This is a genomic window from Nocardia sp. NPDC055321 (genome assembly GCF_053645575.1).
This window is the reverse complement of the sequence record NZ_JBSHMS010000002.1, coordinates 378,172-394,661: the sequence shown is the minus strand read 5'-3', so window position 1 is coordinate 394,661 and position 16,490 is coordinate 378,172. Positions and strand designations below refer to the sequence as shown.

At 70.3% G+C, this 16,490-nt stretch carries 14 protein-coding genes; 10 read left to right on the top strand and 4 right to left on the bottom strand.

Annotated features, from left to right (window positions below; all coding sequences use genetic code 11):
• The first annotated feature begins 33 nt into the window (after positions 1 to 33).
• A complete protein-coding gene (locus ACWIGI_RS04365) occupies positions 34 to 1,644 on the top strand; it encodes a hypothetical protein (RefSeq protein WP_454200913.1) in 1,611 nt (536 codons plus the stop codon).
• Between the two features lie 118 nt (positions 1,645 to 1,762).
• Here the strand turns inward: ACWIGI_RS04365 and fadD5 are convergent, their stop codons facing one another.
• A complete protein-coding gene (gene fadD5 / locus ACWIGI_RS04360) occupies positions 1,763 to 3,319 on the bottom strand; it encodes a fatty-acid--CoA ligase FadD5 (protein ID WP_454200912.1) in 1,557 nt (518 codons plus the stop codon).
• Between the two features lie 324 nt (positions 3,320 to 3,643).
• On the opposite strand from fadD5, the gene ACWIGI_RS04355 reads away from it, so the two are divergent.
• The 5 genes from ACWIGI_RS04355 (at position 3,644) to ACWIGI_RS04335 (ending at position 9,539) form a co-directional block, all read left to right on the top strand.
• On the top strand, positions 3,644 to 4,615 hold the full coding sequence (locus tag ACWIGI_RS04355) for an NAD(P)H-dependent flavin oxidoreductase (protein ID WP_454200911.1): 972 nt from the start codon (positions 3,644 to 3,646) through the stop codon (positions 4,613 to 4,615).
• Positions 4,616 to 4,818: 203 nt separating this feature from the next.
• Complete coding sequence (locus ACWIGI_RS04350; RefSeq protein ID WP_354984963.1) at positions 4,819 to 4,986, top strand: type II toxin-antitoxin system VapB family antitoxin; 168 nt, start codon at positions 4,819 to 4,821, stop codon at positions 4,984 to 4,986.
• 341 nt (positions 4,987 to 5,327) lie between these two features.
• Entirely contained in the window at positions 5,328 to 7,946 is a 2,619-nt protein-coding gene (locus ACWIGI_RS04345) for an acyltransferase domain-containing protein (RefSeq protein WP_454200910.1), read from the top strand.
• A 31-nt stretch (positions 7,947 to 7,977) separates the two neighbouring features.
• On the top strand, positions 7,978 to 8,367 hold the full coding sequence (locus ACWIGI_RS04340; RefSeq protein ID WP_454200909.1) for a hypothetical protein: 390 nt from the start codon (positions 7,978 to 7,980) through the stop codon (positions 8,365 to 8,367).
• A complete protein-coding gene (locus tag ACWIGI_RS04335) occupies positions 8,364 to 9,539 on the top strand; it encodes a cation:proton antiporter (protein WP_454200908.1) in 1,176 nt (391 codons plus the stop codon). Before ACWIGI_RS04340 ends, ACWIGI_RS04335 begins: the two co-directional genes overlap by 4 nt.
• Positions 9,540 to 9,563: 24 nt before the next feature.
• On the opposite strand, the gene ACWIGI_RS04330 is transcribed toward ACWIGI_RS04335, so the two are convergent.
• The 3 genes from ACWIGI_RS04330 to ACWIGI_RS04320 all read right to left on the bottom strand — a co-directional run bounded on the left by ACWIGI_RS04330 (position 9,564) and on the right by ACWIGI_RS04320 (position 11,124).
• Positions 9,564 to 9,956 carry an RNA-binding S4 domain-containing protein gene (locus ACWIGI_RS04330; RefSeq protein WP_454200907.1) on the bottom strand — a complete coding sequence of 131 codons (393 nt, stop codon included), beginning with the start codon at positions 9,954 to 9,956 and terminating at the stop codon, positions 9,564 to 9,566.
• Positions 9,957 to 9,974: 18 nt separating this feature from the next.
• Positions 9,975 to 10,568: a C40 family peptidase gene (locus tag ACWIGI_RS04325; protein ID WP_454201027.1), complete on the bottom strand. Its 594-nt coding sequence runs from the start codon at positions 10,566 to 10,568 to the stop codon at positions 9,975 to 9,977.
• 310 nt (positions 10,569 to 10,878) lie between these two features.
• Entirely contained in the window at positions 10,879 to 11,124 is a 246-nt protein-coding gene (locus ACWIGI_RS04320; protein ID WP_454200906.1) for a hypothetical protein, read from the bottom strand.
• A 223-nt stretch (positions 11,125 to 11,347) separates the two neighbouring features.
• On the opposite strand from ACWIGI_RS04320, the gene ACWIGI_RS04315 reads away from it, so the two are divergent.
• The 4 genes from ACWIGI_RS04315 (at position 11,348) to ACWIGI_RS04300 (ending at position 16,462) form a co-directional block, all read left to right on the top strand.
• Positions 11,348 to 12,532 (top strand): AAA family ATPase, encoded by a 1,185-nt coding sequence (locus ACWIGI_RS04315; RefSeq protein WP_454200905.1) that lies wholly within the window; start codon positions 11,348 to 11,350, stop codon positions 12,530 to 12,532.
• A 184-nt stretch (positions 12,533 to 12,716) separates the two neighbouring features.
• The gene (locus ACWIGI_RS04310) at positions 12,717 to 14,672 is read left to right on the top strand and encodes an acyl-CoA dehydrogenase family protein (RefSeq protein ID WP_454200904.1); all 1,956 of its coding nucleotides are present in this window, start codon (positions 12,717 to 12,719) and stop codon (positions 14,670 to 14,672) included.
• 330 nt (positions 14,673 to 15,002) lie between these two features.
• A complete protein-coding gene (locus ACWIGI_RS04305; RefSeq protein ID WP_454200903.1) occupies positions 15,003 to 15,968 on the top strand; it encodes an alpha/beta fold hydrolase in 966 nt (321 codons plus the stop codon).
• Between the two features lie 206 nt (positions 15,969 to 16,174).
• Positions 16,175 to 16,462 (top strand): hypothetical protein, encoded by a 288-nt coding sequence (locus ACWIGI_RS04300; protein WP_454200902.1) that lies wholly within the window; start codon positions 16,175 to 16,177, stop codon positions 16,460 to 16,462.
• Positions 16,463 to 16,490: the final 28 nt, after the last annotated feature.

Here is a 16,490-nt window from a genome sequence, read left to right as displayed (position 1 = left end):
TCCGTGCGCGAGTATGTGGATTGCGAGGTTCCATTGCGAGGCTCATCCGTCGCTCTGACCACGGCATTCGCCGGATTGACCGCGATCGTCACCGCGGTCTCCGCCTATGCCACGCCGGTCACCGTTGACACCCCCGCCCCGCCGAGCGCCACCAGCTCGGACGATCCGGGCGCCGATCAGATCCTGCTGAGCTGTCCGCCGACCCCGGACGCCGACGATCCGATGGCCCCGATCCCCGAGCGCGATCCGCTGTGCGGCGAGAACGATCTGAACCTCTACGGCGACATCTACTTGCGCAGCAACGCCTATCGCCGGTTGTCGACCATCTACGGGCCGGACGTGGCGGTCAGCATCATCGGCAACAACCACTTCCAGCTGCGCGATCGTTCGGGCAATCTGATCCTGGGCGAGGATCGCAGCACCCTGCATCACATCCCCTTCGGCCGCGAGATCCCGCGCCCGCGGTCGGAGAACCTCAGCGATCTCACCCCGCACGAGCTGGCGTTGCAGGAGGGCCTGTCCCGGGTGACGGTCGGCATCATGCAGGGCGTGGTCTACACCGGCGACCTCACCGACATGTCGGCGCTGCTGACCACCCCGATCGGCTCGGTCCTCATCCAGGCCCCGGGCACCGGCGCGGATCCGCTGCTGCCGGGCCCCGGCGGCGATCGGGAGTTGCGACTGCTCAACAACTTCCAGGTGCTGGACGCGCAGGGCCGCTACGTCATGGGCAACACCCTGACCCTGGGTTCGCCGATGGCGCTGTGGCCCAACGCCGCGGTGCCGTGTCCGATCGGCACGGTGCCGATCTCGCGGGTGCCGCGCGACGAGCTGGACCGCATGCCGGAGAACGCCAGCGCGGCGGGTCTGCCGGACCCGGTGTGCAAGGCGCCCGCGAGCGTGCCGATCGCGGACGATCCGGCCGCGCCGGACGGCGCGGCGCCCCCGCCCGGCGGCATCAAGCCGAATCAGGATCCGGTGCAGCGGCAGAAGGACATCAACGACGCGTACAGCGCCGTGGGCACCCAGTTCGGCCTGGCGGTCGCGATCGGCGGCCTGATCGGCGGCATGACCGGTCTGGTCGTCGGCTGCCTGGCCGGCGGCATCGGCGTGGGCGCGGCGGGCACGTTCTCCGCGGCGCTGGCCGGCACCGCCACCGGATTCGCCGGCGGCTGCCTGACCGGCGCGTCCCTGCTGGGCGCCATGGGCACCACGATCGGCAGTCTGGCGATCGGCGTGCCGGTCGGCATCATCGCCGGTGTCAACGCCTACGAAACCCTGCGGTTGCAGGGTGACGTGGCGCGCAAGCCGATTGCCGCGGATATCGCCGTGGCACAGCAGCTTTCGGCGCCGCACCCGATGGCCGAGGCCGAGCGCGACCGGCTGGTGAGCGCGGGCATCGCCCCCGAGCTGGCCGCCGCCGTCCCGGCCGAGATCGCCGCGGCGGTGCCGACCGACGTGGCCGCCGCGGTCGCGCCCGCGCTCGCCGCGGTCTCACCGGCGGCGCTCGACCAGCAGGTGCGCACGCTCGTGGAGGAACCGGTGCGCACGCTCATCGAGGAACCGGTCCGGACGCTGCTCGACCAGCCGGCCGAGCTGTTCGGGCAGCCGGTCCGCGAGCTCCTCGGGCTGCCGCTGCCGTAACAACCCGCCGGGGCGGATCATCGAAAGAGCCCGCCGGACAGGCCCATCGGGCCCGGTCCGGCGGGCTCTTTCGTACGGCGCGCGTAGTGACCGCTCCGCGCGCCGCTCGGGGGTCGCGCTACTTGCGCAGCTCGACCTTGAGCACCTTGCCGCTGGCGTTGCGCGGCAGCTCGCTCACGATCACCAGGTCCTTGGGATGCTTGTAGCGGGCCAGCGATTCGTTGAGGAACGGCGTGAGCTCCTCGAGGGTGAGCTCGTCCACCCCCTCGACCAGCGCGACCACCGCGACCGGGACCTCGCCCCACTTCTCGTGCGGGCGGCCGATCACCGCGGCCTCGTGAATCTTGGGGTGCGCGAAGAGCACGTTCTCCACCTCGGCGCAGTAGATGTTCTCGCCGCCGGAGATGATCATGTCCTTCTTGCGGTCCACGACGTAGACGAAGCCCTCCTCGTCCTGGCGGACCAGGTCGCCGGAGTGGAACCAGCCGCCGTGGAACGACTCCGCGGTCGCCTCGGGCCGGTTCCAGTAGCCGGACATCATGGTCGGGCCGCGGTAGACGATCTCGCCGATCTCACCGGGGGCGACGTCGTTCATCTCGTCGTCGACCACGCGCACCTGCACGGTCGGGATGGGCTTGCCGACCGATCCGAGCTTGCGCAGCGCGTCGCGCCCCTCGAGCACGCAGGTGATGGGCGACATCTCGGTCTGGCCGAACACCGCGACGTTCTGCGCGTCCGGGAAGCAGTCGGCCATGGCCCGCAGCACCGAGTCCGAGGCCGGGGCCGCGCCCCAGCACAGCATGCGCAGCGCGAGTTTGCGCTCCCGGACCGTCGGCTCCTCGCAGATGAGCTGCCACTGCACGGGGACGCAGAAGGCGGTGGTGGCCTGTTCGGCCTCCACGGCGTCGAGCCATTCGGTGGCGTTGAACGCGCCCAGCGGATGCAGGATGGTCTTGCCGCCGAGCAGGAAGTACGGGGTGAGGCTGCCCAGGCCGGCGATGTGGAACAGCGGCGAGGTGCAGAAGCCCACCGACTCGGGCGTGATGTCCATGGCCCGGATACAGGTCAGGCCCTGGGAGTTCATGTTCGCGTGCGAGAGCACCGCGCCCTTGGGCGCGCCGGTGGTGCCCGAGGTGTACATGATCAGGCAGGGCGTGTCCTCCGGAATGTCCAGCGGCGCATGCGGTTCGCCGTCCTCGGCGAGGAAGTCCTCGTAGCCGATGACGCCGTCCGCGCTCTGCCCGTTGATGACCACGCAGGTTTCCAGCGCCGGGGCCTGCGCGACCATGGCGGTGGCCAGGGGCTGCAGCAGGTTGTCGGTGACGATGGCCTTGGCGCCGCTGTCCCCGACGATGTACGCGACCTCGGGCGGGGTGAGGCGGAAGTTCACCGGCACCGCGATGGCGCCGACGGCGTTGATGCCGATGACGGCTTCGATGTATTCGGTGTAGTTGAGCGCCAGCAGCAGCACGCGATCGCCGAGCCCGACGCCGCGGCGGGCGAGCCCGTCGGCGAAGCGCTCGGACCGCTCGTGCAGCGCCTTCCAGCTGGTGTCCACGCCCTTGCACCGGAACGCGGTGTGGTCCGGGCGCATGACGGCGTGGGTAGCGATCTGGTTGACCCAGTGATTGCGCCGCGACCGGATGGGCTGATCGAGCGGCTGTAACACCGTCATGCCACGTACTCCTCTCGGACCGTCACCGCGGCACCGGCTGTTCCGATGCCGCCGACGGCTGAACGAGCGTGAGAATACCAACTAACTTTTTAGCGTGACAAGGGTTACAGAGAAGGTTCCGTAGGAAATTTGTCATCGATTCATTGACCAGCTCAGGGCCGGTAAATCGCTCATGCTGCCCGATTCGCGCCGGTCAGGTTATCCCCAGGCCGGCCGCGAAGCGGTCCATATCGCTGCAAACTCTGGCTCACATCGGGCTTGTCCCGCATATGCAACTATGCGAGTATCGAGCCAGTTGTGAGAGGCATGAGAGGACGGCGTTCAATGCTGCGTACCCGGTTCACCGAGACCTTCGGGGTCGAACACCCGATCGTGCAGGGCGGCATGATGTGGGTCGGCCGCGCCGAGCTCGCCGCGGCCGTGTCCGAGGCGGGCGGCCTGGGCATCATCACCGCCCTCACCCAGCCCACCCCCGAGGATCTCCTGAAGGAGATCGACAAGGCGCGCGCGCTCACCGACAAGCCGATCGGCGTGAACGTCACCATCCTGCCCTCGATCAATCCGCCGCCGTACCAGGAGTACGTCAAGGCGATCATCGAGTCCGGCATCAAGATCGTGGAGACCGCGGGCTCCAACCCCGAGCCCTTCCTGCCGTACTACAAGGAAGCCGGGATCAAGGTGCTGCACAAGTGCACCAGCGTCCGGCATGCCCTCAAGGCGCAGAAGATCGGCGTCGACGGCGTCTCCATCGACGGCTTCGAATGCGCCGGCCACCCGGGTGAGGACGACGTCCCCGGCCTGATCCTGATCCCGGCCGCCACCAAGGCGCTGGAGATCCCGGTCATCGCCTCCGGCGGTATCGCCGACGCGCGCGGCCTGGTCGCGGCGCTCGCGCTGGGCGCCGATGGCGTGAATATGGGAACGCGTTTCATGTGCACCCAGGAATCGGCTATCCACCAGTCGGTCAAGGAGCAGATCGTCGCCAATACCGAGCGCGCGACCCAGCTCATCTTCCGCACGATGCACAACACCGCGCGCGTGGCGGACAACGAGATCAGCCGCAAGGTCGTCGAAATCGAGAAGGCCGGCGGCAAGTTCGAGGATGTGCGCGATCTGGTCGCGGGCGCGCGCGGTCGCAAGGTGTTCGAGGACGGCGACCTGAACGCGGGCATCTGGTCCGCGGGCCAGGTCCAGGGCCTGATCGACGACATCCCGACCTGTGCGGAACTGGTCGGGCGCATGGTGTCCGAGGCCGAGGAACTGATCAAGGCGCGACTGGGCGGCATGCTCGTCTAGTACCGGACTTCACAGACACGATGCCCGCTCGCCGACGCGAGTGGGCATCGCGCATTTGTCCGGTCCGAAAGTCCGTGCGTACCAGATAATTCGGGCGAAGATCTATTAGCCCGATTTGCTAATGGCTATTGCCCATTCGGCTGCCCCGCGCCCCGCGATCCGTCATGCTTTGAGTACACGACCGACGTGTGGGAGGTGCCGAAATGGCAGTCACTCGAATCTATCTCGACGACAACGCGGTACGCCGGGCCATGGCGATTTCGGGCGTCGACACCGAACAGGACGCGGTGAACCTAGCGCTGCGTTTCTTCTCCTCGCACGCCACCGCCGCGGACTTCGAGCCGCCGCAGCGGCGCGCCGCCACCGCCTGAGCCGGACGGCGCCGGAGCCTACCGAGCGGTAGTGCCCGGCGACCTCCGGTGGCGTGGGGCCGCGCGCGAATCGGCCTGCGCACCATACCGATCGGTGTGATCGAACCCGCACTGCTCGATACGCGTTCCGGCGCGTCCGCGTGCCGCGACGGGCGGGGGTGGTGTAACCCGCCGGGACGGCGCTGAGTCACAATCTACCTGCGCGAAAGCCCGGCTGGGCCGAGCGAAATCTTGGCAGAATCGCCCGAGGTACCTCGGCGCGCACGTCGCCGGACGCGGGAGGGATTCCTGTGCGGCAGAGTACGAAAGCTTCGACCGATACCGGAACACCCTTCCCCCGGGTGTCCATCGTGGGTGTCGGCGCCCGGGCGACGGGCGCGGCCTTCGACCGGGACTGGTTCGGCATCGGGGAGGTGGAGTCCTCGGGTATGCACGCGCGCCGGCGCGTCACCCTCGAGGTCGCCGTGGAGGCGCTGGACGACTCCGGGCTGGGCTGGCTGGCGCGCGGCTCGAACGCGGCCGTGGTGTTCGGCGCCGCAGCGGTTTTCGGCGACGCCGCACCCAACGGCGCGCATCAGCTCTCGCGCGCCCTGGACCTGCGCGGACCCAGTCTGCTGGTGCAGAGCGACCGGCTGTCGCCGCTGGTGGCGGTGGACACCGCCGTGCGCCTGCTGGCCGACGAGTCGGTACCCTTCGTGATCACCGGCGGCGTGGATCTGACTCTGCTGCCCCGCTTTTCGGGCATCGCGGTGCCCACCGACATCGGCCTGTGCACGGTGCTGGTCCTGCAGCGCACCGCCGACACCCACCACACCGGCAGCCATCGCTACGCCGAGATCACCGGCGCCGGAATGGGTTTCCCCGCCGCCGGCGCGTACGACACCCATATCGCCCTGGCCGCCGATCCGCGGCCCGCCCCCGCCGCGCGCGGCGCCCAGCCGCCCCTGCTGCTGCCGCTCTCCGCCCGCGATCACGACGCCCTGCGCGAGCTGGCCGAGCACTGGGCCGAACGCCTGCCCGCGTACCGGTCGCTCGGCGAATTCGCTTCCGGGGTAAGCAGACTCGTCCCCGAGCCGGTCCGCGCCGCGGTGCTCGCGCACGACATCGACGATGCGCGCACCCAGCTCCACCGCCTCGCCCGCCACCTCACCCGCGAGCCGGCGGCCGCCGATCCGGCGGGCTCGCACGCCGTCGCCGGGACGCGCGCCGCACACGACGACTCCCACGCTCACGGGTACGACGCGCACACCGGGTCGCTCGGCGATCCGCACGGCACGCATACCGGTCCCCACGCCCAGGCGGGAGCGCACGACGGCACGCCCGCCGCTCTCCGTGCTCACACGAGAGCGCACCACGGCACGCCCGCCGATCCGGAAGGCACGCAGGGTGGTTCCCGCGCCGAGGCCGACGCGAGCGGGCACGAGCCGGGCCCGGGCGCGCGATTCCGAGCCGCGGGCCCGGGAGCCGTGCTGGAACCGGTCGAGGGGGCTCGACCGGGCGGGCTGCTGTGGTTGTTCGCGGGCGGGGGCGGGCACCCGCGGATGGGGCGCGCGCTGGCGGCCCGGCACCCGGTGTTCGCGGCGGCGCTGACCGACGCCGCGGACGCGGTGGTCGAGGCGGGCGGGCCGCGAGTGTGGACCCCGCGCAACGGTTTCGCGAGCTGCGGTCCCCACGACGACGACACCCAGCCCGCGCTGTTCGTGTTCCAGTGGGCGCTGGCGGCGCTGCTGCGGGCCTGGGGCCCGGCCCCGGACGCGGTGGCCGGGTACGGTCCCGGCGAGTTCGCGGCGGCGGCGGTCGCCGGGGCGCTCTCGCTCACGGACGCCGCCCGCATCGCGGTCGTGCGGGGCAGGCTGCTGGCGAAGATTCCCGAGCGCGGCGCGGCCGCGGTGGTCGAGGCGACGCTCGCCGAGGTCGGCCGGCTGCTGGAGCCGATGCGCGCCGACGTCGGCGTGGCCGCGATCGAAGGCGCGCGCTCGGTCACGGTCTCGGGCGACCCGCGCTACATCGACACCCTGGTCCGCCGCGCCCACCGCCGCGCCATCTTCGCCCAGCGCGTGACCCCGGACTCCCCCGCGGCACAGCTGATCCCGCACATTCCGCAGGCCCGTGCCCTCGCGCCACACCTGATCCCGGAACTGTCCCGCCTCACGCCCCGGTCACCCCGGATCACGTTCTTCTCCACCTCGCGCCCCGGCGCGGTGCTCCGGCCCACCCCACCCGCACCGGGCGCGCTGGACGCCGCGTACTGGAGTGCGGGGGTGGGAGCACCGGTCGATCTGGCCGGCGCGCTGGACACCGCTGTGCGGGAGGGCATTTCGACCGTGCTGGAGATCGGGCCGCAGGCGGTGGCGGCGGGCGCGGTGCGCGAGCACCCGCGCCTGCGGGACTCGACGTACGCAGCCGGGGCCCGGGCGGACGAGGCCGAGGCGTTCCTGCGGGCGGTGGGACGGCTGTACGTGGCGGGCCGCGACATCGACGGGACGGCGGCGGGTCCCCGGATCGCCGCGCCGCCCCGGCGGCGGTGGCGGCGCGCGCATTCGGGGCGCGGCCTCGCGCCGCGAGTGCCCGCGGTGGCCATTCGCGGGGACGGGACCTACGTGGTGGCGGGCGGGCTCGGCGCGTCCGGGGCCGTCGCCGTGCGGTGGCTGCTGGACGCGGGCGCGCGCGACGTGGTCGTGCTGACCCGGCAGCCGCGCGCGCTGCCGCCGCCGCTGGACGGCATGGAGGACTGGATCGTGCTGGTGCGGTGCGACGCGGCCGATCGCGACGATCTGGCCAACGCGCTGCACGACATTCGCGAATGCGGTTCGCCGATCCGGGGCGTGGTGCACGCGGGCCGCGAGCGCGATCGCATCGCCACGGCCAATCTGGTGGCGCTGACCGCGAGCGATCCGACCGATTTCGCCATCGGCTTCTCCACCGCCGGGTGGGAGCCACTGTCCCGCGTGTCGAGCTGAAACCCGCTGGTGGCCCCGGAATGATGACGCCATGGCCGATGCGAGCATCCAGGTGACATGGAAGAGCAAGCCGGATGAGCACGACTATCCGGCCGCCGCCGACTTCCTCGAAATGCTCGGTGAGCCGGACGTGGTGGAAACCGTGGTCGAGGAGCTGCGGGCCGCGACGATCATCCACAAGAAGGCCAAGGACATCCTGCGGGCGGCGCGGCTGGAGATCCTGCCCGCCTACAACCCGTACGTGCGGCGCGATCTCACCAAGATCATGGCGGGGAAGGCGCTCTCGCCGATCCTGATGGTGCGCGGGGACTTCCGGCGCGGGGTCCCCGCCCAGATCGCCGACGGGTACCACCGGGTCTGCGCCATCTACTACACCGACGAGAACATCCTGATCCCGGTGAAGTTCGCCTCCCTGCCGTGAACTTCGGAACCCTCGCCCTGATCATGGTCCTGGGCCTGGCCGGCCCGCTGCTGGCGTGGCGGCGGGCCTGGCGGCTGCCGGTCGTGCTGGGCGAGCTGGCCGCCGGAATCGCGTTCGGGACAACGGGTTTCGGCGTGCTGGACACCGGCGATCCGACCTTCGCGTTCCTGGCCGACATCGGGTTCGCCGTGGTCATGTTCGTGGCGGGCACCCACGTGCCCATGCGCGACGCCGGCATCCGCTCCGCGCTCGGGGTCGGCGTGGCCCGGGCCGCCGGTGTCGGGCTGCTCGCCGCGGTGGCGGGGCACGCGGTGGCCGCCGCCTTCGGCATCGGGCACGGCGCGCTGTACGCGGTGCTCATCGCGTCGTCCTCGGCGGCGCTCGTGCTGCCGATACTGGACGCGCAGCGGCTCACCGGAAAGCCCGTGCTGGAGTTGACCGCCCAGGTCGCGGTCGCCGACGCCGCCTGCGTGGTGGCGCTGCCGCTGGTCATCGATCCGGGCAATGCCGGGCGCGCGGCGGTGGGCGCGGTGACGGTGTGCGGAGCCGCCCTGGTGCTGTTCGCCGTGCTGCGCTACCTCGAGGACTCGGGCGCCCGGCGGCGCCTGCACAAGGTCTCGCAGGATCGGCAGTACGCCCTGGAACTGCGGGTGAGTCTGGCGCTGCTGTTCGGACTGTGCGCGCTGGCCACCCGGACCCACGTCTCGATCATGCTGGCGGGGTTCGCGTTCGGGCTCGCGGTGTCGGCCATCGGCGAACCGCGCCGGGTGGCGCGTCAGCTCTTCGCCATCGGCGACGGCTTCCTCACGCCGCTCTTCTTCGTCTGGCTGGGCGCGCGCTTGAATCTGCGCGAGTTCGGCGAGCAGCCGAAGCTCATCGGGCTCGGGCTGGCGCTGGGCGCGGCGGCGCTGCTCACCCACGTGCTGATGCGCCTGTCCGGGCAGCCCATCGGCTACGGGGTCATGGCCGCGGCGCAGATCGGGGTGCCGGTCGCTGCGGTGACGGTCGGCACCGAACTCGGGGTGCTGGCGCCGGGCGAGGCGTCCGCGATCATGCTCGGGGCGCTGGTGACCATCGGGGCGACCGTCTGGGCCGCGGCCCACGCGGCACGGACGGCACGCGGGGCCGGAACCGCGGCGGGCCGGACGCCCGGCCACGACGGGAAATCCTGACGCGGGCGGTGCCGGCGCGGTGTGTCAGTCGTCCCGGCCCAGCAGCCGATCCGTCTCGCGGCGTTCACGTTTGGTGGGGCGGCCGCTCCCGCGATCGCGGCGCGGCTGGGCGGCGATCAGCTGCGGGTCCGGCGGCGGCGGGCTCTTGTCGATCAGGCATTGCACCGCCACGGCCGCGCCGACGCGTTTGGTGAGCAGTCGCTCGACGATCACGATGCGCTCGATACCGTGGACGCGCACCCGGATCTCGTCACCGTGTTTGAGCGAATGCGCGGGTTTGACCGCGACGCCGTTGACCCGCACGTGCCCGGACCGGCACGCCGCGGCGGCCTCGGACCTGGTCTTGAAAAGCCGGACGGCCCACACCCAGGAGTCGACTCTGGCGTGGGCCGGTTCGTTCGGCAGCGCGGATGACACGCGCTGAAGGATATCGGGTCAGGCCACCACGCGGCGCGCGGTCACGACCTGATCGGCCTTGAGGGGGGTGTAGGAGACCGGGGTACCGGACTGCACCGCGTTCAGCAGCTTGCCGTCGCCGGCGTAGATGCCGACGTGGCCGCCGCCGTTGGTGATGACGATGTCGCCGGGGACGAGGTCCTTGAACGCCACCGGAGCGCCGACGTGCGACTGCTCGAAGCTGGTGCGCGGCAGTTCGATTCCGGCCTGCTTGTAGGCCCACTGCACGAGGCCGGAGCAGTCGAAGCTGAACGGGCCCGAGGCGCCCCAGGAGTACTGCGCGCCGACCTTGGTGGCGGCGGCCTCGAGGGCGATGTCACCCACGCCCTGCTGCTTCTGCTGGCCGAGCAGGCCGGGAAGCGTGAAGCCGTTCTCGTTGCCCACGCTCGGGTTGGCGCCGACGGTGAGGCCGGGGCCTTCCTGGAAGTCCTTGACCGCCTGGTTGAACTGCTGCACCTGGGGTGCGAACGCGTCCGGCACGTCGAAGTTGCCGAGGCCGGGAATCTCGACGGTGGCGGCCTGGGCGGTGATCGCCGGGAACGCGCCGGTTGTCGTTGCTGCCATGGCGCCCATGACGATAGCGCCCTTCACGGAATTCGTAACGCGAGATTCCCGCTGCATGCTGTGCTTACCCACCGAGCGCCATCTCCGATCCTTCTTACGTAACGCAGTGGGCCGCGTCTCCGATGAAGCGACAGACTCCACTAAGTCACGAGAAGATTACGACTGCCGAGCCGTGTTGTCCACCCCACACGCGCGGCGCGCTGCGATTCGCGGCAAACTCCCCGGCAGACACGCGAATCCTGGTCTCGGCGCGCCGATCACGACTCGATATACCTGATCGAATACGCCGTTATCTTCCAGCGATCCGCCATTCGTCGAATCAGCGCTGGTCAAGCGCTCGCTCGAGCTGCTCGATGCGCCGGCGCGCGTCGGCGAGGTCGACCTCGAGGGTGGCCAGCGCCATCACCAGCGGGCCCACCGCGAGGTCCGCCACCAGTTGCGGGTCGTCGAAACCGCTTTCGATGGCGGACAGGATGTTGTTGCGGATGCGGCCCGCCACCGCGGCCTCGCCGGGCACGTTCCAGGACCGCACCACCTCGGCGACGCTGGTCGGCTCTTCCGGCATGACGCCTCCTCGTACACGGCCCGGCCCCGGCGCAGGCGCATTCCGTCACCAGGGTAGCGAGGCGCGCCGCCGGGCACGCGACAGCGCGGGAGCTACCCGGGCGTACGTCCGCGCCGCGCGCCGAAACGGAAGGGCCGCACCGGGTATGCCCGTGCGCGGTGCCGTCTAGGGACTTCGATAGACGCCGCGATAATCCCGAATTTTGGCGCTACGGTGTGGCGGCATGGACCCCGTGCGCAATCCGTACGCCCCCGGAGCCGGGCAGCGCCCGCCCGAGCTGGCGGGCCGCGATCGCCAGCTCGACGCGTTCGACATCGTGCTGGAGCGGATCGCCCGGGGCCGTCCCGAACGCAGCGTCATGCTGACCGGATTGCGCGGGGTGGGCAAGACGGTGCTGCTGAATCAGCTGCGCTCGGCGGCGCGTTCGCGCGGGTGGGGCACCGGCAAGCTGGAGGCCCGCCCGGATCAGCAGCTGCGCCGCCCGCTGGCCGCGGCGCTGCACATGGCGGTGCGCGCGCTGGCCGTGGAGCATCGCAATCCCGAACAGATCGACGACTTCCTGGGCATTCTCAAGGCTTTCGCGCTGCGCGCCACCGCCGACAAGGGCATGCGCGAGCGCTGGAATCCGGGTATCGACGTGCCCGCGCTGACCGGGCGTGCCGATTCCGGCGATATCGAGATCGATCTGGTGGAGCTGCTGCTGGAGGCCGCGCAGCTGGCCCGGGACGCCGGGATCGGCATCGCGCTGTTCATCGACGAGCTCCAGGATCTGGGCCCGGCGGACATCTCGGCCATCTGCGGCGCCTGCCACGAATTGAGCCAGGACGCCGCGCCCGTGATCGTCGTCGGCGCGGGCCTGCCGCATCTGCCCGCGGTGCTCTCGGCGTCCAAGTCCTATTCCGAGCGACTGTTCTCCTATCACCGCATCGATCGCTTGGACCGAGCGGCGGCCGATCACGCGCTCATCGCGCCCGCCGCGCGCGAGGGGGTGAAGTACGACGACGACGCGCTAGCCGCGCTGTACCGCAAGGCCGACGGCTACCCGTATTTCGTGCAGGCGTACGGCAAGGCGACCTGGGATACCGCGGCCCGCGATCCGATCTCGGCGCGGGACGTCGAACTCGCGGCGCCCGCCGCCGAAGAAGAGCTGGCGGTCGGTTTCTTCGGCTCCCGCTACGAACGGGCGACACCCGCCGAACGGGAGTACATGCGCGCCATGGCCGATCTGTCCGGTGACGACGGTCCGGTCGCCACCGCCGCGGTGGCGCGCGAGCTCGATCGCAAGCCGGCCTCGCTGTCCCCCGCCCGGGACGGCCTGATCAAGAAGGGGCTGATCTATTCGGCCGAGCGCGGCACGATCGGTTTCACGGTGCCGCATTTCGGGCGTTATCTGCGTGGCGTGCAATAGCTTTCGGCACTGAATACACGCACGGAACAACTCCGCGACACCCCGCCATTTGCGATTGCCATTCGGTAGCTAGCACTTCAAGATCATTGGACGACAAGCGCTTTCGAACTTTGCCAACGACTACCGGTGGGTAACAAAGACTCCTACACTCGAATGTGATTCCCATCACGTCCGAGGAGGACATATGGCGACAACAGCGAAAGTCGACGCCACCGAGGAGCAGGCCCGGGCACTCGTCGAGGAGTCTCGCGAAACCACGTGGGCCAAGCCGTCGTTCGCCAAGGAGATGTTCCTCGGGCGCTTCCGCCTCGATCTCATTCATCCGTTCCCGCGGCCGACCGCCGCCGAGGAGCGCAAGAACACCGCGTACCTGGACCGCCTGCGCGCCTTCTGCGAGACGATCGACGGCAACCGCATCGAGGCCGAGGGCCGCATTCCGGACGAATACGTCCGGGGGCTGGCCGATCTCGGCTGCTTCGGCCTGAAGATCCCCGAGGAGTACGGCGGCGTCGGCCTCTCGCAGGTCGGTTACAACAGGGCCCTCATGCTCGTCGGCTCGGCGCACGCCAGCCTCGGCGTCCTGCTCTCGGCGCACCAGTCCATCGGCGTCCCGGAACCGCTGAAGCTGGCGGGCACGCTCGAACAGAAGCGGGAGTTCCTGCCGCGCTGCGCCCGTGGCGCGGTGAGCGCCTTCCTGCTCACCGAACCCGACGTCGGCTCGGACCCCGCGCGCATGGCCTCGGTCGCGGTCCCGACCGCCGACGGCGAGGCGTACGAGATCAGCGGCGTGAAGTTGTGGACCACCAACGGCGTGGTGGCCGAACTGCTGGTGGTGATGGCGCGCGTGCCCAAGAGCGAGGGACACCGCGGCGGCATCTCGGCCTTCATCGTCGAGGCCGACAGCCCGGGCATCACGGTGGAGCGCCGCAACGCCTTCATGGGCCTGCGCGGCATCGAGAACGGCGTCACCCGCATGCACAAGGTGCTGGTGCCCAAGGGCAATCTGGTCGGCCGCGAGGGCGACGGCCTCAAGATCGCGCTCACCACCCTGAACGCGGGCCGCCTCGCCATTCCGGCGATGTGCACCGCCGCGGCCAAGTGGTCGCTCAAGATCGCCCGCGAGTGGAGCGGCACCCGGGTGCAGTGGGGCCGCCCGGTGGGCGAGCACGGTGCGGTCGGCGCCAAGCTGTCCTACATCGCCGCAACGACTTTCGCGCTGGAGGCGGTGCTGGACCTGTCGGCCACCATGTGCGACGAGAACCGCAACGACATCCGCATCGAGGCGGCGCTGGCCAAACTGTGGGCCTCGGAGATGGCGTGCGAGATCGCCGACGAACTGGTGCAGATCCGCGGCGGCCGCGGCTACGAGACGGCGGCCTCGCTGGCGGCGCGCGGCGAACGCGCGGTCGGCGCCGAGCAGATGGTGCGCGATCTGCGCATCAATCGGATCTTCGAGGGCTCCAGCGAGATCATGCGCCTGCTCATCGCCCGCGAGATGGCCGACGCGCACATGTCCGCCGCCGGGGCGCTGGTCGATCGCAACGCCGAACTCAAGGACAAGGCCAAGGCCGCGGTCGGCGCGAGCGGCTTCTACGCCAAATGGTTCCCGCAGCTGGCGGTGGGCTCGGGCACGGTGCCGGCCACCTTCGGCGAATTCGGCCCGCTCGCACGGCATATGCGGTTCGTCGAGCGCATGTCGCGCAAGCAGGCCCGGGCCCTGATGTACGGGATGGCGCGCTGGCAGGCCAAGCTCGAGTACAAACAGGGCTTCCTGGGCCGGATCGTCGACATCGGGGCGGAGCTGTTCGCCATCTCGGCGGCCTGCGTGAAGGCCCAATCCCTGCGCGTGGCGGGCGATCCCGACGGCGTAGCCGCCGAAGAGCTCGCCGAGGTGTTCTGCCGGCAGTCCCGGCTGCGGATCGGGCGGCTGTTCGACGCGCTGTGGGACAACACCGACGACGCGGACACCGAACTGACCCGCGGCGTCCTGGACGGGCGCTACACGTTCCTGGAGGGCGGCGCGCTCGACCCGAGCGAGGGCACCGGGCCGTGGATCTCGGAGTGGTCGATCGGGCCGAGTACCGAGCAGAACCTGCTGCGCACGTTCCTGCCGTCGACCAAGGCGGGGGCGGGCACCTAACCTCCCGGCGGGAATCGAGCCGGATCTGCCCCTCTCTAGTCACTCGGCTAGAGAGGGGCAGATTCTTGTGCGGAAATCGCCCGTCGTGGGATGTCTACAGCTTTCTAGCTGATTCTCTAGATTCACATATAGACCCCGATGTGCGGTGATGGCACAAAATCCACCGCCGACCGGCGGCCGGGCGAGGTGATCGCGGATTCGACCGGCGATCGGTATATCGATCGGCGGCGACAGTTGGGCAACTTGTGCATAACGCCAGGTGTAAGCGGTTAACGAACCGGCAATCTCTCTCGACAACCGGGCAAGAGGCGATCTCCCAAGGAGTACGTCATGTCCATCACCCGCCGCGCCGCCGACAACGACGGCCACCACTTCACCGTTCCGGCCGCCGACGGCGTGCCCATCGCGGTACACGAATTCGGCGCCCCCGACGCCGCCCTCACCGTGGTGTTCATCCACGGGCACTGCCTGCGCACCGAGTCCTGGGCGCTGCTGCGCGACCACTTGCGCCCGGCCTGGGGCGAGGACACCCACCTGGTCTTCTACGACCATCGCGGACACGGGGATTCGGGCGCGGCCGACCCCGCCACCTACACGATCGATCAGCTGGCCCGGGACCTGGACGTGGTGCTGCGCGCGGTCGCGCCCACCGGACCCGTTGTGCTGGTGGGTCATTCGATGGGCGCCATGACGATCCTGGCCTACGCGCGCATCTTTCCCGAGAGCATCGGCTGCCGCGTCGCCGGCGTCGGCCTGCTCGCGGGCGCGGCGAGCAGCGTCACCCGGGTCGGGATGGGACGCCTGCTGAACGGGCCCGCAGTGGCCTCGCTGCAGGCGGCCATGCGGCGGGCGCCGCGGGCCATGCAGGCCTCGAAACACTTCAGCCGCAGGATCTTCGAGCCCATCATGCGCGAGGCCACGCACGGCACCCGCAAGGTCGGCCCGCGCCTGCTCGCGGTGGCCACGGCCATGCTCAACGAGACCTCGCTGCTGACCATGTCGGGATTCCTGGACTCGCTCATCCGATTCGACGAGATGGCCGCCCTGCACCGGCTGGGCGAGATCCCCTCGCTGGTGCTGGCCGGGTCGGCGGACGTGGTGATCCCGTTCGCGCATTCGGTGGTGCTGGCCTCCCAGCTCGACGACGCCGAACTCATCCGGCTCGACGGCGCCGGGCACAGCGTGATCATGGAACGCGTCGAGGAGGTCGCGGCGGCCATCACCGGACTGGTGGACCGGGCGGTGGCGCGGCTGCGCGAGCCCGGATGCGGGCCGGAATACGCCATCGCGGGCTGATCCGGCGGCGGCGCGAGCGGTCGCGCGGACGGTTCGCGAATGCCCCGAATGTCCCCCTAACCGGCCGGAATGCCATCCACGCCCGGCGCACTGACCAGCGGTTCTTTCACTCCGGCGAGACGGATCGCGATTCGTCGCGTACTGTGTTGTAGATCACGATGTGTGGTCTGTCACACGGCTCGATCACATGCCCCGAGGAGGTTTCGATGACACGCAGCGAGATTGCGGAACTTCGCTACGCGGTCGGCCAGCTCCGGCAGTGCGTCGGCGCGTTGCGCTCGCAGTACGGAGAGGCCAGCATGGTCCGCCGCTTGGAAAACGATCTGGAACGACTCGTCATCGACACCGATGAATTCGAGCAGGCCCCGCCGGCCCAGGTCACCCGCGGCGCCCAGGACGTCATCTACGTCCCCGACAGCAAGTCCGACGAAGCCGCCTGGATGGGCGCACAGGACGAGGGGCTGGGCTTCCACTCCCGGCCCCGCACCAAGTAGCAGCACCCCCGGCACCCGCCGCGCCCCT